General features: G+C 69.1%; 21 protein-coding genes. 5 read left to right on the top strand and 16 right to left on the bottom strand.

Annotation, left to right across the window (positions count from 1 at the left end; all coding sequences use genetic code 11):
* Positions 1-13: 13 nt before the first annotated feature.
* The 6 genes from ilvD to OM513_RS11690 all read right to left on the bottom strand — a co-directional run bounded on the left by ilvD (position 14) and on the right by OM513_RS11690 (position 7,565).
* On the bottom strand, positions 14-1,735 hold the full coding sequence (gene ilvD / locus OM513_RS11715; RefSeq protein ID WP_264944473.1) for a dihydroxy-acid dehydratase: 1,722 nt from the start codon (positions 1,733-1,735) through the stop codon (positions 14-16).
* A gap of 82 nt (positions 1,736-1,817) precedes the next feature.
* Positions 1,818-2,537: an N-formylglutamate amidohydrolase gene (locus OM513_RS11710; protein ID WP_264944471.1), complete on the bottom strand. Its 720-nt coding sequence runs from the start codon at positions 2,535-2,537 to the stop codon at positions 1,818-1,820.
* Complete coding sequence (locus OM513_RS11705; protein ID WP_264944470.1) at positions 2,534-3,268, bottom strand: enoyl-CoA hydratase/isomerase family protein; 735 nt, start codon at positions 3,266-3,268, stop codon at positions 2,534-2,536. Before OM513_RS11705 ends, OM513_RS11710 begins: the two co-directional genes overlap by 4 nt.
* 190 nt (positions 3,269-3,458) lie before the next feature.
* Positions 3,459-4,286: a 4-(cytidine 5'-diphospho)-2-C-methyl-D-erythritol kinase gene (locus tag OM513_RS11700; RefSeq protein ID WP_264944469.1), complete on the bottom strand. Its 828-nt coding sequence runs from the start codon at positions 4,284-4,286 to the stop codon at positions 3,459-3,461.
* Positions 4,287-4,288: 2 nt separating this feature from the next.
* Positions 4,289-5,878: a tetratricopeptide repeat protein gene (locus OM513_RS11695; protein WP_264944468.1), complete on the bottom strand. Its 1,590-nt coding sequence runs from the start codon at positions 5,876-5,878 to the stop codon at positions 4,289-4,291.
* Positions 5,879-5,915: 37 nt separating this feature from the next.
* The gene (locus tag OM513_RS11690; protein ID WP_264944467.1) at positions 5,916-7,565 is read right to left on the bottom strand and encodes an electron transfer flavoprotein-ubiquinone oxidoreductase; all 1,650 of its coding nucleotides are present in this window, start codon (positions 7,563-7,565) and stop codon (positions 5,916-5,918) included.
* 127 nt (positions 7,566-7,692) lie between these two features.
* On the opposite strand from OM513_RS11690, the gene OM513_RS11685 reads away from it, so the two are divergent.
* From OM513_RS11685 to moaB, 3 genes are read left to right on the top strand one after another with little or no spacing between them, the layout of a single operon-like run.
* The gene (locus OM513_RS11685; protein ID WP_264944466.1) at positions 7,693-8,430 is read left to right on the top strand and encodes a uracil-DNA glycosylase family protein; all 738 of its coding nucleotides are present in this window, start codon (positions 7,693-7,695) and stop codon (positions 8,428-8,430) included.
* A complete protein-coding gene (locus OM513_RS11680) occupies positions 8,427-10,247 on the top strand; it encodes a lytic transglycosylase domain-containing protein (RefSeq protein WP_264944465.1) in 1,821 nt (606 codons plus the stop codon). Before OM513_RS11685 ends, OM513_RS11680 begins: the two co-directional genes overlap by 4 nt.
* The gene (gene moaB, locus OM513_RS11675) at positions 10,237-10,764 is read left to right on the top strand and encodes a molybdenum cofactor biosynthesis protein B (RefSeq protein ID WP_264944464.1); all 528 of its coding nucleotides are present in this window, start codon (positions 10,237-10,239) and stop codon (positions 10,762-10,764) included. The genes OM513_RS11680 and moaB overlap by 11 nt, the downstream gene beginning before the upstream one ends.
* A gap of 68 nt (positions 10,765-10,832) precedes the next feature.
* On the opposite strand, the gene OM513_RS11670 is transcribed toward moaB, so the two are convergent.
* Positions 10,833-11,330, bottom strand: a complete 498-nt coding sequence (locus OM513_RS11670) for a YbjN domain-containing protein (RefSeq protein WP_264944463.1) — start codon at positions 11,328-11,330, stop codon at positions 10,833-10,835.
* Positions 11,331-11,394: 64 nt separating this feature from the next.
* Positions 11,395-11,745 (bottom strand): VOC family protein, encoded by a 351-nt coding sequence (locus tag OM513_RS11665; protein WP_264944462.1) that lies wholly within the window; start codon positions 11,743-11,745, stop codon positions 11,395-11,397.
* 55 nt (positions 11,746-11,800) lie between these two features.
* Between OM513_RS11665 and OM513_RS11660 the strand changes: the two genes are divergently transcribed.
* Positions 11,801-12,871, top strand: a complete 1,071-nt coding sequence (locus tag OM513_RS11660) for a PA0069 family radical SAM protein (RefSeq protein ID WP_264944461.1) — start codon at positions 11,801-11,803, stop codon at positions 12,869-12,871.
* A 60-nt stretch (positions 12,872-12,931) separates the two neighbouring features.
* Here the strand turns inward: OM513_RS11660 and OM513_RS11655 are convergent, their stop codons facing one another.
* Both OM513_RS11655 and OM513_RS11650 read right to left on the bottom strand, forming a co-directional pair.
* On the bottom strand, positions 12,932-14,374 hold the full coding sequence (locus tag OM513_RS11655) for a hypothetical protein (protein ID WP_264944460.1): 1,443 nt from the start codon (positions 14,372-14,374) through the stop codon (positions 12,932-12,934).
* A gap of 65 nt (positions 14,375-14,439) precedes the next feature.
* Positions 14,440-15,678: an SGNH/GDSL hydrolase family protein gene (locus OM513_RS11650; RefSeq protein ID WP_264944459.1), complete on the bottom strand. Its 1,239-nt coding sequence runs from the start codon at positions 15,676-15,678 to the stop codon at positions 14,440-14,442.
* Positions 15,679-15,794: 116 nt separating this feature from the next.
* On the opposite strand from OM513_RS11650, the gene OM513_RS11645 reads away from it, so the two are divergent.
* Positions 15,795-16,463 (top strand): cyclic nucleotide-binding domain-containing protein, encoded by a 669-nt coding sequence (locus OM513_RS11645; RefSeq protein WP_264944458.1) that lies wholly within the window; start codon positions 15,795-15,797, stop codon positions 16,461-16,463.
* 19 nt (positions 16,464-16,482) lie between these two features.
* On the opposite strand, the gene rutA is transcribed toward OM513_RS11645, so the two are convergent.
* The 6 genes from rutA to OM513_RS11615 form a co-directional block, all read right to left on the bottom strand.
* The gene (gene rutA, locus OM513_RS11640; protein ID WP_264944456.1) at positions 16,483-17,547 is read right to left on the bottom strand and encodes a pyrimidine utilization protein A; all 1,065 of its coding nucleotides are present in this window, start codon (positions 17,545-17,547) and stop codon (positions 16,483-16,485) included.
* Between the two features lie 3 nt (positions 17,548-17,550).
* Positions 17,551-18,336 (bottom strand): pyrimidine utilization protein D, encoded by a 786-nt coding sequence (rutD, locus tag OM513_RS11635; protein ID WP_264944454.1) that lies wholly within the window; start codon positions 18,334-18,336, stop codon positions 17,551-17,553.
* Complete coding sequence (gene rutC / locus OM513_RS11630; protein WP_264944453.1) at positions 18,336-18,719, bottom strand: pyrimidine utilization protein C; 384 nt, start codon at positions 18,717-18,719, stop codon at positions 18,336-18,338. Before rutC ends, rutD begins: the two co-directional genes overlap by 1 nt.
* Before the next feature lie 114 nt (positions 18,720-18,833).
* A complete protein-coding gene (gene rutB / locus OM513_RS11625) occupies positions 18,834-19,553 on the bottom strand; it encodes a pyrimidine utilization protein B (RefSeq protein ID WP_264944452.1) in 720 nt (239 codons plus the stop codon).
* 59 nt (positions 19,554-19,612) lie between these two features.
* Positions 19,613-20,191, bottom strand: coding sequence for a hypothetical protein (locus OM513_RS11620; RefSeq protein ID WP_264944451.1), 579 nt, complete (start codon positions 20,189-20,191; stop codon positions 19,613-19,615).
* 11 nt (positions 20,192-20,202) lie between these two features.
* Positions 20,203-21,804, bottom strand: coding sequence for a long-chain fatty acid--CoA ligase (locus tag OM513_RS11615; RefSeq protein ID WP_264944450.1), 1,602 nt, complete (start codon positions 21,802-21,804; stop codon positions 20,203-20,205).
* Positions 21,805-21,894: the final 90 nt, after the last annotated feature.

Below are 21,894 nucleotides of genomic sequence, written 5' to 3'. Positions count from 1 at the left end.
GTCTCCGCCGGCATCAGATGTCCGCATAGACATGGGTTTCGGCCGCGGCTCCGGGGTGGGTCACCGCACCCTTATAGGCCGGCCCCACGTTCTGCGCATAGCGCCACAGCGCGCCCGACTGATAGTCGTTGGTCCGCGCCTGCCACGTCGCGCGGCGTTCGGCGAGCACCGTTTCCGGAACCTCCAGGTCGATCGTCCCCGCCTCCGCATCGATGCGGATCAGGTCGCCGTCCTGCACCAGCGCGATCGGGCCGCCCTCGGCGGCTTCCGGGCCGACATGGCCGATGCAGAAGCCCCGCGTCGCGCCGGAGAAGCGCCCGTCGGTGATCAGCGCCACCTTCTCGCCCATGCCCAGGCCATAGAGCGCGGCGGTGGTGGACAGCATCTCGCGCATGCCCGGTCCGCCCTTCGGCCCTTCGTAGCGGATGACGACGACCTCGCCCTCCTGGATCTCGCGCGCCTCGACGGCGGCGAAGGCGTCCTCCTCGCAATCGAAGCAGCGCGCCGGCCCCTCGAACTGGAGCCGGTGCATGCCCGCCACCTTCACGATGGCGCCGTTGGGCGCCAGCGTGCCGCGCAGGCCGACCACGCCGCCGGTGGGCGTGATCGGCGACTTGACGTCATAGATGACCTTCTGGTCCGGGTTCCACGTCACCGCGTCGATATTCTCGCCCAGCGTCTTGCCGGTCACGGTCATGCAGTTGCCGTCAAGCAGATCGTTGGCGAGCAGCGTCTTCATCAGCATGTAGACGCCGCCGGCCTCATACATATCCTTGGCGACATATTTCCCGCCGGGTTTCAGGTCTGCGATGTAAGGCGTTGATTTGAATATCTCCGCCACGTCGAACAGATCGAAGGCGATGCCCGCCTCATGCGCCATCGCCGGCAGGTGGAGCGCACCGTTGGTGGAGCCCCCGGTCGCCGCGACGATGCGCGCCGCGTTGACGAACGCCTCGCGCGTGCAGATGTCGCGCGGGCGGATGTTCTTCTCCAGCAGCTCCATCACCTGATAGCCGGCGGCGACCGCGATCTGCTCGCGGCTGGTGTAGGGCGCGGGGACCATGTTGCTGTTGGGCAGCGAAAGGCCGATCGCCTCGCCGACGCAGGCCATGGTGTTGGCGGTATATTGCCCGCCGCACGCGCCATGGCCGGGGCACGCCACCTTCTCCAGCGCATGGACCTCGCTGATCGGGCAGGTGCCCGCGGCGAACTTGCCCACCACCTCGAACACGTCGACCACGGTGACGTCGCGATCATGATAGCGGCCGGGCAGGATCGATCCGCCATAGACGAAGATCGACGGGATATTGAGGCGCAGCATCGCCATCATCATCCCCGGCAGCGACTTGTCGCACCCCGCGAAACCGACGAGCGCGTCATAGCAATGGCCGCGCACGCTGAGCTCGACCGAGTCGGCGATCACCTCACGGCTGACCAGCGAGGACTTCATCCCCTGGTGCCCCATGGCGATGCCGTCGGTCACGGTGATGGTGTTGAAGCGGCGCGGCATGCCGCCGCCCTGCTCCACGCCCTTGCGCGCGGCGTCGGCCTGGGCATCGAGCGTGGTGTTGCACGGCGCGCTGTCGTTGCCCGCGCTGGCGAGCGCCACGAACGGGCGTGCGATCTCGGCCTCGGTAAGGCCCATCGCGTAATAGTAGCTGCGGTGCGGGGCGCGCTCCGGGCCGACAGAGACGTGGCGGCTGGGGAGCTTCGATTTGTCGAAACGATTGGTCATGGCGCGACCGCCTATGTCGCGGGAAGGCGGATTCGCGCAAGAGAATTGCGCCGGGACGCGGGCCGGGAGGCTTGGCGCGTAATCAAAGCGCCCCGCGCAGCACCCCGGCCAGATCCGCCAACACCCCCGTCCAGCGCGCCACGCCCGCAGGGTCGCGGATCAGGTCGTTGCGGATCTCGATCGCGATCGACGGGATGCCGTTGGCCTCCGCATGCCGGTTCAGCGTCGCGTTGAGCAGCTTGCCCGAATAGGGTTCGTTGTCGCCCGTCACCAGCCCCCGGGCGGCGAGCCAGGGCACCGCGATGCGCGCGGCGCGCTCGTCCTGATTGTAGAGCACGCCCACCTCCCACGGCCGGTCGCCGCCGCCCTGCTCCAGCCGCGGCGTGAAGCTGTGGATCGACAGGATCAGCGCGGGCCGCACCGCCGCGATCCGGGCGGCGATGAAATCGTGATAGGGCAGATGGAAACGCAGCAGGCGATCTTCAGTCCCGATCGGAAGATTGCCCGGTATCACATGGCCATCACTGGATTTCGGGACCAGGTTGGGATGATCCGGCTCGCGATGCAGATCGAGCACCAGCCGCGATACCGTGCCCAGGATCGCCGGCGCGCCCAGCCGCGCGGCCAGCCCGCGCGTAACGTCCGCCGCGCCGATGTCGATCGCGATGTGCAGGTCCAGCAGGCGCGGATCGATGCCCAGATCGATATCCGCGGGCACATGGCTCGACGCATGATCGCACAGCAGCAGCAGATCGTCCGCCGGGCCGTCGATCCATTCGGCCGGCGGCTCAGGGGCGCTCAAGGATACACCGCCGGGCGCCGTTCGCGGAAGGCGGAGACGCCCTCGGCGAACTCCGCGCCGCCATAGGCATCCTCGAACGCCTGGTCGTGCGCGGGGTTCGCCGGGTCCGCCAGCGTGGCCTTCAGCAGCCGCAGCGCGTTGGGCGCGTTGCCGGCCACCGCGCGCGCCATGGCGGTAGCGACATCGTCGGCCTTGCGCGCCTTCAGCTCGATCAGCCCGATGCGATAGGCCTCGTCCGGGCGCAGCTTGTCGCCGGTGAACAGCAGCAGCGATGCCATGCCCTTGCCCACCTGCGCCGCCAGCCGGGCCACATCCTCGCGCGGATAGCCCAGGCCCAGGCGGCCGGGCGTGATCGCGAATTCCGAATAATTGCCCGCGATCCGAACGTCCGCCGCCAGGATCAGCGCCACCGCGGCGCCGAAGCAGCCGCCGTCCACCGCCGCGATCACCGGCATCGGCAGCGCGGCGATCGCGTCTATCCCCGCGCGCATCGCCCGGCGGAACGCCCCGCGCATCGCCGGATCGGTCTGCAACTGCTCGAACTCGCGCACATCGGCGCCGGCGGAAAAGATGCGGGGCACGTCCGAACGCAGGATCACGGCGCGCGCGTCCGCCACCTGCGCGGCAGCATCGGCCAGCGCCAGCCAGGCGGCGGTTGGCATCGCGTTGCGTGCTTCGGGGCGGGCCAGGGCGATGATGGCGACGGGGCCGTCACGGGTGACGCTGATCATCCCCGCGCTCTGCCCTAATGCAGCGCGCGTGTCACGGGGATGGCGGCGGGGGAAGCGTTGCGGCGGGGATGGCGCCCGCCGTGGCCGTGGAGGCCGTGGCGGGGACCACCGGCGAACGTCCCGCATCGCGTCTGATCCGCCGCCTGCCCCGATACGGCGGCATTCGCAAACAAGCCGTTCAGATGCCTGGTTAACCGGTCAGCCGGGTCAGCGCCCGCCACCAGCCCGGCCCCGCCTTGCGCACGCGCCGGTCCGCCGCCTCGGCCGCGGCATCGTCGTCATAGAGGGCGAAGCAGGTGGCGCCCGAGCCCGACATGCGGACCAGCGCGGCGCCGCTGCCTTCCAGCGCCGCCAGCACCTCGCCGATCACCGGGGCGATGGCGATCGCGGGGGCCGCCAGATCGTTGCGCCCCGCCCGCGCGACATCGAGCAGCGGACCGGCGCCCAGCGGGCCGCGGTCCACTCCGTCCCAGCGGCGGAACACCTCGGCGGTGGAGACCGCCACGCCCGGGTTCACCAGCAGCGCGGGCATCCCCGGCGCCCCCGCCACCAGCTCCAGCACCTCGCCCCTGCCCCGGCCCAGCGCGGTGCGGCCTAGCAGGCAGGCGGGCACGTCCGACCCCAGCCGTTCGGCGATGGCGAACAGGCGCGGATCGTCCGGCGCCACGCCCTCCAGCTCCGCCAGCGCGCGCAGCGTCGCCGCCGCGTCGGCCGAACCGCCGCCAATGCCGGAAGCGACCGGCAGCCACTTGCCCAGCCCGATCGCCCATGGCCCGCCGCCGATGTCCGCCGCAAAGGCGGCGGCGGCGCGGGTGATCAGATTGTCGTCCTCCGCCCGCAACGCCTTGCAGAAGCGGCCGTCGATGGTGAAGGAGGGCGCATCGGCGCGGGCCACGCGGATCTCGTCGCCATGCTCTACGAAGGCGAACAGCGTCTCCAGCTCATGATAGCCGTCCGGCCGCCGCGCGCGGACGTGCAGCGCCAGGTTGAGCTTGGCTCTCGCCCGTTCGACAATCATGCCTAGTTGGCGGCCGCGGGGCCGTTCGCGATCTTCGCCTCGATGCGCGCGGTAGCCGCCCCGCTCTCGGCATGGAGCGCCGCCGCAGCCCAGGCGTAGCGCGCCTCGAACCGGCGGCCGAGCTGCCAATAGGCGTCGCCCAGATGCTCACTGATCTGGCTTCCGGCAGGATCGGTCTCCGCCGCCACTTCGAGCAGCGGGACGGCGCGGGCGGCATCGCCGCTCTTGTAATAGCCCCAGGCGAGCGCGGCGGTGATCTCCGCATCGTCGGGCTTCAGCGTGCGCGCGCGCTCCAGCAGCACCAGCGCGCCCGCCGGATCGACGCCGCGCGCAAGCTGGGCGGTGCCGAGGTAGGAGAGCGGCTCCGGCTCATCGGGCGCGAGCGAAATGGCGCGGTTGAGCGCGGCAACCGCCGGCTTCCATTTGCCGGCGCGCTCCAGCGCCTTGCCGCGCAGGAAATGCAGCCTCCAGCCGCCATCGCCCCCCGCCCGGCCGATCGCATCGGAATAGGCGTCCGCGGAATCGGCGAACCGGCCCGCATCGAACAACAGGTCGCCATAGGTGCGCAGGTCCGCCGCGGTGGTGTCGCCGCGGGTGGCCAGCGTGCGGGCGAGCGCGATCGCCTCCTGCCCCTTGCCGTCACGGCGCAGCACCGCGATCGATCCGGCGGCGGCCCCGCGCGCAAAAGGGCTGCCCGGCTTCACCTCCGCCAGCGCGGCGAGCGCGAGCCGGGCGGAGCCGCTGCGCGACAGCGCCTCGGCCAGGTGGAGCCGCGCGCGATCGTCGGCCGGATCGAGCAGCATCGCCGAACGAGTGAGCACGATCGACAGCGGCTCCATCTCCTCGCCGCCGATCTGCGCGGCCAGGCTGACGAACATCCGCGCGGCGCCGAAGCGGGCGCCGGGCTTCACCGTGGCGATCCGCCCGCGCAGCGCGTCCAGCCCCGGCTCGCTGGTGCCGAGCAGCGCGCGCGCATCGGCATCGCGCCCGCCCGCGGCGAGCAGCAGCGCGGCATCGATGCGCAGGTCGCCGCTGTCGTCGCCCGCCGTCAGCAGCGGGCGCAGCGCGGCCAGCCCCTCGTCCGCGCGGCCCGATGCGATCAGCAGCAGCGCGCGATGCTCGGCCGCGTAGCGGCGCTCCAGCGCGTTGCCGTGATCGGGATCGAGCAGGCGGAACGGGTCTTCCCCCCGCTCGAACGCCATCCAGGCGCCGATCACGGGCGCCATGAAGTCGAGCGGGCCGCCCTCCATCCGCTTGAGCGCGGCATGGGCGGCCAGCGCATCACGTGCGTCCAGCGCCACGGCCACGTCGATGATCGTTGTGTCCGCAGGCGCGATCCCGGCCTTGGTGAGCGCGGCCGAGGCACGGGCGGCCAGCCGGTAATCGCCCGCGGCCAGCCCCTGGCGATAGGCGCGATAGGCGATCACCTGATCGCCCGGGATATCGTCGAGCGCGGCGGCATAGCCGATGGCGGCGACATCCGCCGATCCATCGGCATCGGCCGCGCGGGCGCGGACATAGGCGGTCAGATCGTCCCCGCTCGCCTGGGCCTGAGACCCGGTCTGGGCCTGCGCAAGCGCAGCGGGCGCCACGGCGCACAGCAGCGCGGAAAGGGCGAGGACGCCGGCCTTACATGTTGGGATAATTGGGACCTCCGCCGCCTTCCGGAACCACCCAGGTGATGTTCTGGGACGGATCCTTGATGTCGCATGTCTTGCAGTGGACGCAGTTCTGGGCGTTGATCTGGAAGCGCGCCTCGTCGCCCTCGCCCACCACTTCGTACACGCCCGCCGGACAATATCGCTGCGCGGGCTCCGCGTACAACGGCAGATTGACCTTGATCGGCACATCGGGATCGGTGAGCCGCAGGTGGACCGGCTGATCCTCCTCATGGTTGGTGTTCGAGAGGAACACCGAGGAGAGCTTGTCGAAGCTGATCACGCCGTCGGGCTTGGGATAGTCGATCGGCTTCGCCTCGGCCGCGCGGTGCATATAGCTGTAGTCGGGCTTGTGCTTCATCGTGAACGGCCAGCGCAGCCCCAGCAGCTCCGACCACATCGACATGCCCGCCAGCGCCGTGCCCCAGGCCGCGCCGAACTTCTTCACGAGCGGCACCACGTTCCGCACGCCGCGCAGCTCCTTGTACATCCAGCTCGCCTCATAGGCTTCCGGATAGGCATGGAGCGCGTCCGCCTCGCGGCCCGCCTTCACCGCGCCGAACGCCGCTTCGGCCGCCAGCATGCCGCTCTTCATCGCCAGGTGCGTGCCCTTGATGCGCGGCACGTTGAGGAATCCCGCGCTATCGCCGATCAGCGCGCCGCCGGGGAACACCAGCTTGGGCACCGACTGGAAGCCCCCGTCGCTGATCGCCCGCGCGCCATAGGCCACACGCTTGCCGCCCTCCAGGATCTTGCGGATCTCCGGATGCGTCTTCCACCGCTGAAGCTCGTGGAAGGGCGAGAGCCACGGGTTGGCGTAATCGAGCCACACCACGAAGCCGAGCGCCACCTGGCCATCCGCCTGGTGATAGAGGAACCCGCCGCCGTTGGTGTCGTCGTCCAGCGGCCAGCCCTGGGTGTGGATCACGCGGCCCGGCACATGCTTGGCCGGATCGATGTCCCACAGCTCCTTCAGGCCGATGCCATAGACCTGCGGCTGCGATTCGGCGTCGAGCGCGAACTGCTTGACGAGCTGCTTGGTCAGGTGCCCGCGCGCGCCCTCTGCAAAGAAGGTGTATTTGGCGTGCAGCTCCAGGCCCGGCTGGTAATCGGGCTTGTGGCTGCCGTCGCGCGCGACGCCCATGTCGCCGGTGGCGACGCCCTTCACGCTGCCGTCGTCGTTGTAGAGGATCTCCGCGGCGGCGAAGCCGGGGAAGATCTCCACCCCCAGCTCCTGCGCCTTGTCCGCCAGCCAGCGGCACAAATTGCCCAGGCTGCCGGTATAAGTGCCCTTGTTGTGCAGATAGGGCGGCGTCAGGAACTCGGGCATCGCCGAATGGCCGGACGCGCTGAGCACCCAATGGTGGTTCTCCGTCACCGGGGTACGCGCCAGCGGGCAATCGTCGCGCCAATCGGGCATCAGCTCGTCCAGCGCGCGCGGATCGACCACCGCGCCGGACAGGATGTGCGCGCCAACCTCCGAACCCTTTTCGAGGATGCAGACCGACCGTTCGTCGCCCGATTCGGCCGCGAGCTGCTTCAGGCGAATCGCCGCGGACAGGCCCGCAGGGCCGGCCCCCACGATCACCACGTCATAGGGCATCGACTCCCGTTCGCTCATTAACGCCTCCGTGCTCCGTCTCGTACCGGGACGCCACGCGCCCAGTCGTCGTGCGTGCGCCTCGTCTTGTCTCTGCGTCGATGGCGGCAGATTGACCGCGGCGTCAAGGCAGGACCCTATGGAACGCATGGGGCGGGAACTGGCAAGCGACTGGCAGACAGGCATCGCAAGCGCGCTCGATTGGTGGCGCGAGGCGGGCGTGGACACGCTCGTCGAGGATGCGCCGCGCGACTGGCTGGCCCGCACCGCCCCGCCGAAGTCTCCCGCCGCCGCCGAAGCGGCCGCCGATGCCGTAGCGGCAGCCCCGGCCGAAGTCCTGCCGGACACGCTCGACGCCTTCGTCGCCTGGCGGCTCGGCCCCGATGCGCCGGAGGCCGGATGGATGGCGCCGGTGGTGCCGCCCGCGGGCACGCCCGGCGGCCTGATGATCCTCACCGACATGCCCGAGGAAGGCGATGCCGATGCGGGCGAGCTGATGTCCGGACGCTCCGGCCGGCTGCTCGATGCGATGCTGGCGGCGATCGGCGAATCGCGCGCGGGCGTCTATCGCGCCTCGCTGGCCACCGCGCGGCCCGTCACCGGCACGATCGCGGGCGCGGACGCGGCCCGGCTTGCCCGGCTGGCACGCCATCATGTGTCGCTGGTCGCGCCGCAACGGCTGCTGCTGATCGGCTCGGCGACGAAGCGTGTATTTGACACGACGAACGGTTCAGAGTTCGGAAATGCCGGATGTGACATTAACCAACCAGGCGGAAATATGGAGGTCGTCGCGATCGACGCGCTCCGTTTCCTGCTGGAGCAGCCGTCGGCGAAGGCGACTGCCTGGAACCGCATATTGCCGTTTTATCGGGGGACCAGCCTGTGAGCTTGCGTATCCTTCTTGCTGCCGCGCTCGTCGCGCTTCCCGTTTCCGCCCCGGCCTTTGCCGATGGGGGCGACGCGGGTGACCGCCCGGCGGGCACCGGGGCCTCCGCCGTTCCCGCCGCGATGCGCGACGGCGATGGCGTTCCCGATCAGCTAACCGCCGAGCAGCGCACCGCCTATCGCGCGATCTTCGCCGCGATCCGCGGCCAGCGCTGGGACGAGGCGCGCGCCAGGCTGGACGCGATGAAGGCCGGGCCGCTGCACGCCTTCGCCCGCGCCGAGCTGTACACCGCCAAGGGTTCGCCGCGCGTCGAGCTGGACCCGCTGGTGGTCCTGCTGCGCGAGGCGCCGGAGCTGCCGCAGGCGGCCCAGCTCCTCAAGATGGCGCAGGGCCGCGGCGCAGTGAGCATGCCGCAGCTTCCCGCGCTCCAGCGGCTGAGCTGGCTCGGGTCGTCGCCGACGCGCCAGCGCCTGCGCTCGGTGAAGAGCGATAGCGCCGCGACCGAGATCGCGCTGGCGATCCAGCCGCACGTCAAGTCCGACAACGGCCCCGCCGCCGAGGCGCTGGTGGACCGGTTCGGCCCGGATCTGACCAGCGACGCGCTGACCGAATGGCAACAGAAGGTCGCATGGATCTATTACGTCTCCGGCGATGACGCCAACGCGCGCCGCATGGCCGCCAAGGCGCAGGCCGGCAGCGGCGAATGGGCCGCGCAGGGCGATTGGGTGCAGGGCCTGGCCGCCTGGCGCCAGCAGGATTGCGAGACGGCGCGCGCCGCCTTCGCGTCGGTCGGCCGCCGCGGCGGCGACAGCGACATCCGCGCCGCCGGCCTCTATTGGGCGTCGCGCGCGGACATGGCGTGCGGCCGCCCCGAAAGCGTGCAGGCGAACCTGAAGGCCGCGTCGGTCTATTCGGAAACCTTCTACGGCCTGCTCGCGCGGCAGGCGCTGGGCATCGCCGATCGCGGCGAGGACGGCGAGACCTTCCTGGCCGAGGACTGGCAGGTGCTGGCCCGGCTGCCCAACGTCCGCGCCGCCGCCGCGCTGATCGAGATCGGCGAGACGCAGCTTGCCGACGAGCTGCTGCGCCATCAGGCCCGACTGTGCAACACCGCCCAGCACAAGGCGCTGGCACGGCTCGCGAGCCGGCTGAGCCTGCCCACGACCGCGCTGTGGCTGTCGCATAACGGGCCGGCGGGCGCGCAGCCGGTGATCGAGGCGCGCTATCCGGCGCCGAACTGGGCGCCCGCGGGCGGCTGGCGCGTCGATCGTGCGCTGGTGTTCGCGCATACGCTCCAGGAATCGCGCTTCAACGCCGAGATCAAGAGCGCGGCCGGCGCGATGGGGCTGATGCAGGTCAAGCTGGGCGCCGCCACCGACGTGGGCCGGCGCAAGGGCGTGACCTATGCCAGCTCCGACCTGATCAAGCCCGCGGTGAACATGGAGATCGGCCAGTCCTATCTGGAGCAGATGCGCGATTCGCCGCTGACCCAGGGGCTGCTGCCCAAGGTGATCGCATCGTACAACGCCGGCCCCTCGCCGGTTTCCAACTGGAACACCCAGATCCGCGATAACGGCGATCCGCTGCTCTATATCGAAAGCATCCCCTATTGGGAGACGCGCGGCTATGTGATGACCGTGCTGCGCAACTATTGGATGTACGAGCTGCAGGAGGGCCGCCAGTCGGTGAGCCGCGAGGCGCTGGTGCAGGGCCTGTGGCCGCGCTTCCCGGGGCTGCCCGGCGACACGGCGGTGCGCGTCGGCGGCGGTGGTGGCCCGGTCATCCCCGCGCCCGCCCCCGCCAATCGTGCCGATTGACGAAAGCATCGCCTTCCGGCCCGTCCGGATCGCGGTGCTCACCATCTCCGACAGCAGGACGCTCGCCGACGATCGTTCGGGCGACACGCTGGTCGCGCGGCTGGGCGAGGCCGGGCACGAGCTGGCCGCGCGCGCGCTGATCCATGACGACGCCGACGCGATCGTCCGCCAGCTCCAGGAATGGATCGACGATCCGGAGGTGGATTGCGTGATCACCACCGGCGGCACCGGCGTGACCGGGCGCGACGTGACGCCCGAGGCGTTCGCGCGTGTGTGGGAAAAGGAGATCCCCGGCTTCGGCGAGCTGTTCCGCTGGCTCAGCTATGCCAAGATCGGCACCTCCACCATCCAGTCGCGCGCCTGCGCGGGGGTGGCGCGGGGCACCTATCTGTTCGCGCTGCCGGGATCGACGGGCGCGGTGAAGGACGGGTGGGACGGCATATTGGCCAGCCAGCTCGACATCCGCCACCGGCCCTGCAACTTCGTGGAGCTGATGCCCCGCCTGCGCGAGCGATAGGCGGCCCTGCCCCGCGGCGCGGCCAAACAGGCACGCAATGCCGCGAACCTGTTTGGCCGTCCCGCCCGCTATTTGGTCTTCTTGTCCGGCTCGCGGGCCTCCAGCCATTCGTTGAACTGGCCGTCGATCGTGACGTACCAGTCGAGCGCGTCGGCGAAATAATCGAAGCTCACCGGGCCGCTGCCCGGCAGGTCCATCGATTGCATCAGCTCGCCCTTCTCGTTCACCGATACGAACATGAAGCGTTTCGAGCTGTTCCATTCGTTCGCCAGCTCCGCGGTGAACCAGGGCTGCGGCTCCCAGCGGCTGAAGAATTCCAGCGAGGTGCATTTGATCTGCTCCTCGCAGCCATAGAGGCGGATGATGAACTCCGATCCATTGGCATGGCTGACGATATAGGGGCTGCCCTTCTCGCTGGTCTTCACCTCCGCATCATATCCGGCATCCTCCAGCGCCATGGCGACGTTCATCGGATCGGTGAGGTCCACCATCTTGGCCTGCGCCAGCGCGGGTGCCGCCGGGAGCACCGCCAGCGCCGCGGCGAGAACGATCGAACGTGACTTCATGCCTTCCCCCCTCCCCCGAGTCCCGGGGCCGCAGGATAGCATGGCTGCGGCCCGGGCAAACGGATCAACCGGCGGCTTCCTGCTCCACGATGAACACGCCCATGTCGTTCCCCGCCGGATCGCGGAAATGGAAGCGGCGCCCGCCCGGGAAGGCGAAGACCGGCACCGTGATCGTGCCGCCCGCCGCCACGACGCGATCCAGCGCGCCTTCCAGATCCGCCTTCACCTCCACGATGGGCAGGACACAGGGGATCGGATGATCCTCGCTGCCGTTCAGCCCCAGGTCGACGTCGCCGGTGGTGGTCGCGGCATAGTCCGGGCCGAAATCGGTAAGGCTCCAGCCGAACGCTCCGGCATAGAAATCGCGCGCTGCGGCAACGTCCTTCACCGGCAGCTCGACATAGCTGATGCGCATCGCTTCGCTCCTTGATGTTCTTGCTATGTTCTACATGTCCGCCTAGACTGGGGCAATGGCGAAGAACCGGCCCGTGCGCGGCGCCACCCGCAACGATTCGAGCGCGCGCTTCAACCTGCCCGCGCGCGAGGAGGACGGCGACTGGCTGGACGCGCGCACGGTCATTGACGGCGCTCCCGCCCCGCTGCGCACCACCGTTGCGATCGAGAAGCCGCGGACGATCATCACCCGCAACGCATCGCCCGACGTGGGCTTCGATCGTTCGATCAACCCCTATCGCGGGTGCGAGCATGGCTGCATCTATTGCTTCGCGCGGCCGACGCACGCCTATCATGACCTGTCGCCCGGGCTGGATTTCGAGACGCGGCTGTTCGCCAAGCCCGATGCGCCCGCGCTGCTTCGCGCCGAGCTGGCGAAGCGGGGCTATGCCTGCCGCCCGATCGCCTTCGGCACCAACACCGATCCCTATCAGCCGATCGAGGGCACGTGGCGGATCACCCGCGCCTGCCTGGAGGTTCTGGCGGAGACCAGCCACCCCTTCACCATCACCACCAAATCGGACCGGGTTACGCGCGACCTGGACCTGATCGGGCCGATGGCCGCGCGGGGGCTGGCGGCGGCGATGGTGTCGGTCACCTCGCTCGACCCGAAGATCGCGATGACGCTGGAGCCGCGCGCGCCGCATCCGGAAAAGCGGCTGCGTGCGATCCGCGCGCTGGCCGGCGCGGGCGTGCCGGTGCTGGTCAGCATCGCCCCGGTGGTGCCGGCGGTGACCGATCATGAGATCGAGCATATCCTGGAACGCGCGGCCGAAGCCGGGGCGCGTGCCGCGGTGTTCCTGCCCGTGCGCCTGCCGTTTGAGGTGGCGCCGCTGTTCCGCGCCTGGCTGGAGGAACATTTCCCCGATCGCGCGGGCAAGGTGATGGCAACGATCCGCTCGATCCGCGGCGGGCGCGACAATGATCCCGATTTCTTCACGCGGATGAAGGGGCAAGGCCCCTGGGCCGATCTGATGCACACGCGCTTCCAGCTCGCGGCGAAGCGATACGGACTGGAGGGCGATCGCATCCGCCTGCGCACCGTTCTGTTCCGCCCGCCCGCCGGGCCGCAGGGGGAGCTGTTCTAAGGGAGCGGCCGCGCGGCGATGCGCCCTTCGACACGCCCTGGGCGAACGGAGAAGGCCTTCCTACTCCTTCGCCTCCTCGCCCGGCTTCACCAGCCGCAGGCCCTCGCCCTTGTCCGCCACTGCAACGCCCACCGCACCGAACAGACGCTTCCAGAAGGCGCGCGGATCTGGGCTGCCCTGTTCGACGAACCGGCGGACATCCCCCGCCAGCGCCGCATCGCCCGATGCGGCAGCGAACAGCCGGAGCCAATCGTCCGCCGCCACCGTTCCAGCCTCGCGCCGGTCGTCGATCAGGCGGCGGACGAAGCGAAAGCCGTCGGCCGCGGCGTCCGCGCGCCGCTCGGCCGCCTCCGCCGCCAGGTAGAGCATCGCGCCGCACGAATAATGTGCGCGGAACTCGCCACGCTCCTCGGCCTTTTCCAGCGGCTCGCCAGCGCCGGTCGTCGCCAGGCAGGCGTCCAGCTCATCCTGAAGCGCGGCATCGGCGTCGTAATCATCCGCCAGCGCCTGGGTGCCGCGGATCGCCAGGATCTGGGCGGCACCCTCGGTGATCCAGGTGTCGTTGCGCCGTGCATAGCTGACCGTCTGGCCCATCCAGAAATGCGCCGATTCATGCCCCAGGAACCAGCGCAGCCGGGCAAGCAACGCCGGGCTGGTCTTCAGCACCTCCTCGCCCGAGATCTGCATCACCACCATCGCTTCAAGCACGCTGCCCGCCAGCGACGATCCCGGATGATCCGCGCCCTGCCACGCGATCAGCGCCATCGGCCTGCCAAGCCGCATGCGGCCCAGCCGGTCGGCGTAGAGCCGCATCAGCCGCGGGGTGAATCCGTCGAGCTCGCCGCGCACCCAATCGGGCAGGCCGGGATCGACGACCCCCGCGAACGCCTCATTCTCGATCACCTTCGACGAACCGGAATAGACGTACAGCCCGTCGCCGCGCAGCGCCATCGCCACGCTGTTGCTGGCGGCGCGCCCGCTCACCAGCAGGCTGCGGCCCGGATCTTTGAGCGTGAAATACTCGTTCACCTCCTCGACGTCGGTGTTGCCGATATCGATTGGCAGCGCCGCCGCCGCCGCGCGACTGGCGATCGGGGACACACGGAAATGGCCGGTGAACAGCGCCAGCCCGCCGTCGGAAAAGGTCAGCACCGGGGTGTAATCGCCCATCAGCGGGCGGACATAGGGCCGCATGCGGATGCGCACGCGATCCAGCGCCGCGCCGCTATCCGAAGCCAGGATGTCGTGGTTGCCCACGCGATCCAGCCGCACGCCCGGCGTCTCCACCGTCCAGCTCTGCGGGCGCCAGGGCTTGCCCTCCAGATCGCCGTTCGATCGCATCAGCACCCACACGGGCGATCGGCGGACGAAGCGGTAATCGACCAGCCAGTCCCCCTCCGGCGCGCGGGTGAGCGTCACCTGGACAGCATATTTGGCCATCGCCTGCGGAACCGGCGCCAGCACCAGCACGGCCAGCGCCGCCAGCCATCGAACCAACTGCACCCCCGTCTCCCTCTCTTCCACCGTCGATCGAAGCCGCACGGCGATGAACCCGGGGTGAAGCCGGATCAGTCGCCCCTCAGCAACGCCAGATCCACCGCCGCGGCCATCGCACGATAGCCCTCCATCGAAGGATGGAGTCCATCGCCGCCGTCATAAGCCGGAAGCAGTTTCGTGGGGTTCGCCGGATCGCGCAAGGCCGCATCGAAATCGATCACCGCGTCGAAATTGCCCGGGGTACGTATCCAGGCGTTCACGGCCTTGCGATCCGCCTCGTTCAGCGCATCGGGATGATAATAACCCGAGCCGCCATAGGGCAGGATCGTGCCGCCGATCACCTTGATCCCGCGCGCCCGCGCCCGCGCCACGATCTGCTGCAGCGCGCCGGTCATCCGCTCCACCAGCGCGGCATGCTCCCCGGGCGTAGCGGGCGCGTCGCGGGTCAGCGTGCCCAGGTCGTTCACGCCCTCGATCACGATCAGATGGGTGACCCCGGGCGGGGTCAGCACGTCGCGATCGAAGCGGGCGAGCGCGTTCGGCCCCAGCCCGTCGAGCAGCAGGCGGTTGCCGCCCAGCCCGGCGTTGAGCACCGCCATGTTCGTCAGCGCCTTGTCGCCGCGCAGGCGGAGCTGGAGCGCGTCGGTCCAGCGCAGGTTGGTGTTGGGCTTCACCCCCGATCCGTCGGTGATCGAATCGCCCATCACCACCACGGCGCTGCCCTTCGGGCACACCACCTCGATGCCGGACAGCAGATACCAATGGTCCACCCCCGTCGCGCCGGGCAGGTCCGCCTCGGCGCTCCGGTCGCCATGGAGATACCAGGAGGTGGCGCGCGATCCCGGGTGGCCCGTCTGCTGTTCCGGCGCCTTGGGCAGATAGAGCGTCACCGCCACATCCTGCCCCGCCGCCACGCGCAGATCGACCGGATCGGACCAATAGTCCGCGCCGGCGGGGATTGTGACCGCGGTCATCCCGTTGAATTTCAGCGCGCGGATGCTGCCCGCGGCCACCCGTGCGCCCGCATTGTCCGCGGAGAAGGCGACGGTCGCCGCCCCGATCCGCAGCGGCGCTGTGCCGAAGGCGTTCGAGAGGCGCACGCGCAGCTTCGGCCCGCCGATCTGCATCCGCACGATCTGGCGCAGCGTGGCATCGGTCAGGTCCTCCGGCGCCATAGCGTTGCGCGGCTCCGGGATCTGCTGCGCGCTGGCCCAGCCCGCCACCCAGCGATCGCGATGTTGCGCCGCGGCCGGCTGAACGATGCCGAGCGTCAGCGCGGCGAAGGCAAGCAGCATCCGCAAGCCGGTCATGTCCCTCTCCCTCTATGGTAGCGATACCATAGGGAGGCGGACGGCCGAGGCAAGCATGCGCTACTTGCGCAGGGCGGGATATTTGCCGCAATCTGCACCGCGACGGAGGACGGATCGTGGATACCGGAACGCTGACGCTTCAGCTCAGCTATGCGCTGCTCCTGCTTGCGGCGATTACGTCGCGCAGGCTGCCGCGGCTGTTCCTCGGCCTGTCGGCGGCGGTGGCGCTGACGCACGCGCTGGTGTGGAGCGGCGATGCGGCGACGATCGCGTGGATGGCGCTGGTGCTGGCGGCCTGCGCCGTCGTTCTGGGCCGCGACCTGATCGCGACGATGGGCGCGCGCTTCTCCGCCGACGAGGAGGCGATGCTGGCGGGATTCCTCTCGGGCGTGCCGCGCCATCTTGCCCGCCACCTGATCGATCGCGGCGTGTGGGTGAACGGATCGATCGGCGACGAGATCACGCGCGAGGGCGAGCGGGTGGAGCGGCTGGTGTTCCTGGGATCGGGCGAGGCGCTGGTGATCAGCGACGGGCGCCAGGTCGCCACCTGCCGCCCCGGCGACCTGATCGGCGACGCAACAATCCTGACGCGCGAACCCGCGACCGCCACGGTGATGCTGGCCGGCCCGGCGCGCTTCTGGTGCGTGGGCGCGGACGATTTCCGCGCCTATCTGGCCGCCAATCCGGAACTGGCCGGGCTGATGGAACGCAGCTTCGCCCGCACCGTGCGCGCCAAGCTGCACGCCAGCAACCGCACGATCGCCGCGGCGGGGGGCGTGGCCTGAGCGGTCGCAGCCGGGCCGGTCAGCCCTTCTGCCGGCTCTTCATCAGCGGCTGCACCTTGGTTCCGAAATCCTCCACGCCCTGGACGAAATCGTCGAAGGTGAGCAGCACGCCGCCGGTGTTCGGCACCTCCGCCATCTCGTCCAGCATCGCCGCGATCTTCGCGTGGCTGCCCGCCAGCGTGCCCATGTTGATGTTCACCGCCCCTTCGGGCGCGGCGAGCTGGCGGACGTTGGTGGTGGCGTTGTGCTTGTCCGCCGCGCCCTGATCCATCAGCCAGCGGATCGCGTCCACGTCCACGCCCTCGTTATAAGATCGCCACTTGGCCTCGGCCTCCTCGTCGGTCTCGCCCATGATCAGCATGACGAGGACGAACACCTGCACCTGCCGCCCGGTCTTCTCCAGCGCACCCGCCAGCCGTTCGTTGTTGAAGGCGAAGGCCTTGGGCGTGTTGACCCCCTTGCCCAGGCAAAAGGCATAGTCCGCCCATTTGGCGGAGAAGGCGAGCCCTTCGTCCGAGCTGCCCGCACAGATGATCTTCATCTCGCCTTCGGGCTGGGGCCGGACCAGGCAGTCGTCCATCTGGTAATATTTGCCCTTGAAGTCGCTCCGCCCGGTTTCCCACAGCTCGCGCAGGATATGGGCATATTCGTCGAGCATCTGATACCGGTTGCGGAAATGCTCGTCGCCGGGCCACATGCCCATCTGGCTGTATTCGGGGCGCTGCCAGCCGGTGATCAGGTTCAGCCCGAAGCGGCCATGGCTGATGCTGTCGATCGTGTTGCACATCCGCGCGGCGAAGGCGGGCGGGATGACCAGCGTCGGGCAGGTGGCGTAGATCTTGATCCGCTCGGTAACCGCCGCCAGGCCGGACATCAGCGTGAAGCTCTCCAGCCCATATTCCCAGAACTCGGTCTTGCCGCCGAACCCCCTCAGCTTGATCATCGAGAGCAGGAAATCGAGCCCGTGCTTCTCCGCGCTGAGCGCGATCCGCTTGTTGAGATCGAAGCTGGGCAGATACCGCGGCGCATTCTCGCTGATCAGCCAGCCGTTGTTGTTGATGGGCACGAACACGCCGACCTGCATGGATCAGTCCTCCAGAATTTCGAGCAGCAGGCGATTGAAGGTCGCCGTATCGGTGAAGTTGCAGGCATGGCCGCCCCAGCCCATCAAGGCCATCGTCGCGGCCGGGATCGCCTCGGCGATCCGTTCGGAACAGGTCCAGGGCACCAGCATGTCGTCCTCCGCCGCGATCACGGCGGTGGGCACGCGCACGCGGCCTAGCTGATCGTCGGCATCGAACGCCATCAGCGCCGCGATGCGCTTCTCATAGGCCTCGGCGCCGGCGAAATGGGCGAGATGATCGGCCTCCTCCGCCGCCAGGAACTCGTGCATCCGCGAGATGAACACCGCCGGATAGAGAAACAGCGGCTGGGCGTGCAGATAGGCGCGCGGCCCGCTCTTGCGCAGCAGTTCCAGCCGCGTTTCGAAACAGCGGACGAAATGGGGGTCGGGCTTCGACCAGGCGTTGACCAGCACCAGCCGGGCCACCCTCTCCGGCGCGCGGAGCGCCAGCGAGAGGCCCGCGACGCCGCCCGCGGCATGGCCGATCACCGTCGCCACCGCCACGCCCAGCGCGTCGATCACCGTCAGGATATCGTCGCCCATCTGATCGACCGTAACGACATCGGGCAGCGCGCGATCGCTGCGCCCCGTGCCGCGGTGATCGTAGAGGACGACGTGGAACCGCTCCGCCAGCGCGGGAAGGTTCGGCTCCCAATATCGGCCCGATCCGCCCAGCCCGGGCGACAGGATCAGCGCGGGCGCATCGCGCGGCCCATGCTCCTCATACCAGATGCCGCCCGCGACGGGCATCAGCCGATATGCGCCACTGAGGCGACCTCGACCAGGCAATCGGGCTTCACCAGATCGGCCTTGATGCAATAGCGGGCCGGCTTGCTGCCCGGAAAATACTCGGCATAGACCGCGTTGAACGCGGCATAATCGGCGAAATCCTTCAGGAAGATATGGTTCATCGCCACGTCCGCCATCGTCGCCCCGGCGGCCTCCAGCGTGATCCGGATCGTCTCCATCACCGCGCGCGTCTGCGCCGCGGCGTCGCCGGGATGAAGCACCACGCCCCCCTCCCCCAGCGCCAGCACGCCGGAGACATAGACGGTGTTCCCCGCCTTCGCCCCTGCCGAATAGGGCGCGATCGGCGTGGGGAACTGGGGCGGGTTGATCGGTTCGAAGGGCATTTCCTTATCCTTCCATCGCAACCGTTCGCGCTGAGCCTGTCGAAGGGCGCCGGGCCATCAGCGGATCGCCCGCTGCAAGCCGCTCTTCGACACGCTCAGGGCGAACGGATGTCTTCATGCCTCCGGCAACTGCCCGAAAGCGCCGCAGAAATCGGCGGTGCTCGACACCCAGCCGAAGAATTTCTCGATATTGTACACGCTCGCCGCCTGCATCTCGGGCGGGCCGAGATGGTGGGTCGCGTCCTCCAGCATCACGCCGAAATATTCGAGATGGAATCCGTCGCGCAGCGTGCTTTCGACGCAGACGTTGGTGGCGATGCCGACGAACACGATCGTACGGATACCGCGCGATCGCAGCACGCTGTCTAGCTGCGAGTTGAAGAAGGCCGAATAGCGCGTCTTGTGCAGGCTGATGTCGCCCGGCTGGGGCGCCAGCGCGTCGACCAGCGCATAATCCCATCCGCCGCGCGCCAGCAGCTTGCCCTGAAGCTCCGGCTGCTTGCGCATCGTCTTGAGCGCGTTGGACTTGTGCCAGTTGGGCGATCCCGGCCCGCCGGCCTCCACATAGTCTGGGTCCCAGCCGTTCTGGAGATAGATCACCTGCACGCCCGCGCGCCGCGCCGTATCCAGCACCTGCGCAATCTTGCCGATCGTGCCCGCCGCGCCCGAAATGTCGAACCCCGCCTGATCGACATAGCCGCCGGGCGAGGCATAGGCGTTCTGCATGTCGATCACGACGACCGCGGTTTCGGAGGGGACGACGCGAACCGCCTCAGGCCGCGCGCCAAGGGTCACCCCCTCGACGCCCGCAGATCCGATGTTCACCGTTTCCATTTCGCGAAGTGTGACGCGCGGCACCGCACAAGGCAATCCCCAGCCGCCGCGCGCCGCGTTCAGAAGGCGCGGGCGGCCTCCGCGTCCTTCGCCGGATCGCGATCCTTGCCCTGTGTCGCGTAATAGAGCGCGCGCAGATTGGGCATCGGATCGGTGACCTTGTTGGGCGGGATGCCCTGGGAACTGGTCTGATAGGCCAGGATCAGCCAGCGCCCGTCCTTCTCCTGCCGTTCCAGGACGAAGCTGGCCGCCGCGCCGCGCTCATAGGTCTTCTGAGCCGCCCAAGCGTAGAAATAGCCGCGCTCCCACACCTGAACCCGCGCGAAGACCGCGTCCGCGCGGATCAGATCGACGTCATAGGAGAATTTGAGCGCCGTCGCCGCCAGCGAGGTATAGACGCGCGGCCCCAGCGCCGCCGAGCCCGTGTCGGCATATTCGACATAGGGCGTGGCGCTCATGAACCCCGGCGCGGTGAGCTGCCCCGGCCGCCCCTCATCGCGCCTGGCCAGCGCCTCGTACCAGCGCGCGATCACGGCGCGGATCTGCTCGCCGGCCGGCTGGGCGGCGGCGGGAAGCGGCGCGAGCAGGAACAGCAGCAACAGCCCCAGCAGGCCCGCCCGGATACGCCGCATGCCCATCGCCGCTCTCCTCAGGCAGCCTCCAGCCGATAGTCCTTGTACTTCTCGCGCAGCGCGGTCTTCAGCAGCTTGCCGGTCGCGGTATGCGGCAGCGAATCGACGAAGTGGATCTCGTCCGGCAGCCACCATTTGGCGACATGCTCGGCCAGATGCGCGCGGACCGTTTCCGCCGTCACCTCGCTGCCCGGCTTGCGCACCACCAGCAGGATCGGGCGCTCGTCCCATTTGGGATGATAGACGCCGATCGCCGCCGCCTCCGCCACGCCCGCGCAACCCACCGCGGCGTTCTCCAGATCGACCGAGCTGATCCATTCGCCGCCGGACTTGATCACGTCCTTGGCGCGATCGGTGATCTGCATCACCCCGTCCGGATGGATCACAGCCACGTCGCCGGTATCGAACCAGCTATCGGGGTCCACCGCGTCCGCATCCGCCTTGAAATAGCGCTTCACCACCCAAGGCCCGCGCACCTGGAGCCGGCCCGAGCTCTTGCCGTCGCGCGGCTGGACATGCCCTTCGTCGTCCACGACGCGCAGCTCGATGCCGAAGGGGGTGCTGCCCTGTTTCGAGATCAGGTCGAGCCGCTCCGAAAGGCTCATCTCCTCCCAATGCGGCGGCGGCGTGCCCGCGGTGCCGATCGGCGAGGTCTCGGTCATGCCCCACAGGTGCTTCACCTCCACGCCCATGCCCATGATCCGCTCGATCATCGCGCGCGGCGCGGCCGATCCGCCGATCGTCACCTGCTGGAGGTAGCGCGGCGTCTCGCCGGTCTCGTCGATATGCTGGAACATACCGAGCCACACGGTGGGCACGCCCGCCGAATGGGTCACCTTCTCGCGGTTCATCAACTCGCACAGCACCTTGGGATCATTGACCGCCGAATAGACGAACTTCGATCCCGCCAGCGCGCCCGCGAAGGGCAGGCCCCAGGCCGCGGCATGGAACATCGGCACCACCGGCAGGATCACCGATCGCGGCGACATGTTGAACACCCAGGGCGCAACCTCCGCCATGGCGTGGATCATCGTCGAACGATGTTCGTACAGCACGCCCTTGGGGTTTCCGGTGGTGCCGCTGGTGTAGCAGATCATGCACGGGTCGCGTTCCGGCCCCTCGTGCCACCGGTAGTTGCCGTCCTCCTGCGACAGCAGCGCCTCGAACCCGTCAGGCCCGTCGCTGTCGAAGACGACATAATGCTCGATCGTCTTCCATTCGGGCTTCAGCCGGTCGACGATCGCCTGGAACGCCTTGTCGTAGAAGAGGACGCGATCCTCGGCATGGTTGGCGATATAGACGAGCTGTTCGTCGAACAGGCGCGGGTTGATGGTGTGGATCACCCCGCCCATCCCGATCGCGCCATACCAGGAAACCAGATGGCGGCTGTGGTTCATGCCCAGCGTGCCGATGCGGTCGCCCGGCTTCATCCCCATCCGCTCCAGCGCCTGCGCCAGCTTCTTGGCGTCGCGCGCCACCCCGGCCCAGGTGGTGCGCGTCTCGCTGCCGTCGGCCCAGCGCGTCACCAGCTCCCGGCCCCAATGCTCGCGCTCGGCATGATCGAGCAGCCGCATCACCCGAAGCTCGAAATCCTGCATCCCTCCCAGCGTCATCTGCATCTCCACGCCATACCTGTTTTTCGGGAAGCGTAGCGGACAGGACGAAAGAGTCGAGAGGGGCCGGGACGGCGCCGCCTAAACAGGACAGGC

Origin of the sequence: Sphingomonas canadensis (assembly GCF_026013525.1) — a bacterium.
GTDB classification, from domain to species: Bacteria; Pseudomonadota; Alphaproteobacteria; order Sphingomonadales; family Sphingomonadaceae; genus Sphingomonas; species Sphingomonas canadensis.
Note: the sequence above shows the minus strand (reverse complement) of the source record. Positions and strands in the feature narration are given on the sequence as shown.

Excerpts from the sequence above, each read along its gene's own strand:
- ilvD (WP_264944473.1), bottom strand. The coding sequence starts at position 1,735 with ATGACCAATCGTTTCGACAAATCGAAGCTCCCCAGCCGCCACGTCTCT.
- OM513_RS11705 (WP_264944470.1), bottom strand. The coding sequence starts at position 3,268 with ATGATCAGCGTCACCCGTGACGGCCCCGTCGCCATCATCGCCCTGGCC.
- OM513_RS11700 (WP_264944469.1), bottom strand. The coding sequence starts at position 4,286 with ATGATTGTCGAACGGGCGAGAGCCAAGCTCAACCTGGCGCTGCACGTC.
- OM513_RS11690 (WP_264944467.1), bottom strand. The coding sequence starts at position 7,565 with ATGAGCGAACGGGAGTCGATGCCCTATGACGTGGTGATCGTGGGGGCC.
- OM513_RS11685 (WP_264944466.1), top strand. The coding sequence starts at position 7,693 with ATGGGGCGGGAACTGGCAAGCGACTGGCAGACAGGCATCGCAAGCGCG.
- OM513_RS11670 (WP_264944463.1), bottom strand. The coding sequence starts at position 11,330 with ATGAAGTCACGTTCGATCGTTCTCGCCGCGGCGCTGGCGGTGCTCCCG.
- OM513_RS11665 (WP_264944462.1), bottom strand. The coding sequence starts at position 11,745 with ATGCGCATCAGCTATGTCGAGCTGCCGGTGAAGGACGTTGCCGCAGCG.
- OM513_RS11660 (WP_264944461.1), top strand. The coding sequence starts at position 11,801 with ATGGCGAAGAACCGGCCCGTGCGCGGCGCCACCCGCAACGATTCGAGC.
- OM513_RS11650 (WP_264944459.1), bottom strand. The coding sequence starts at position 15,678 with ATGACCGGCTTGCGGATGCTGCTTGCCTTCGCCGCGCTGACGCTCGGC.
- rutA (WP_264944456.1), bottom strand. The coding sequence starts at position 17,547 with ATGCAGGTCGGCGTGTTCGTGCCCATCAACAACAACGGCTGGCTGATC.
- rutD (WP_264944454.1), bottom strand. The coding sequence starts at position 18,336 with ATGCCCGTCGCGGGCGGCATCTGGTATGAGGAGCATGGGCCGCGCGAT.
- rutC (WP_264944453.1), bottom strand. The coding sequence starts at position 18,719 with ATGCCCTTCGAACCGATCAACCCGCCCCAGTTCCCCACGCCGATCGCG.
- rutB (WP_264944452.1), bottom strand. The coding sequence starts at position 19,553 with ATGGAAACGGTGAACATCGGATCTGCGGGCGTCGAGGGGGTGACCCTT.
- OM513_RS11620 (WP_264944451.1), bottom strand. The coding sequence starts at position 20,191 with ATGGGCATGCGGCGTATCCGGGCGGGCCTGCTGGGGCTGTTGCTGCTG.
- OM513_RS11615 (WP_264944450.1), bottom strand. The coding sequence starts at position 21,804 with ATGCAGATGACGCTGGGAGGGATGCAGGATTTCGAGCTTCGGGTGATG.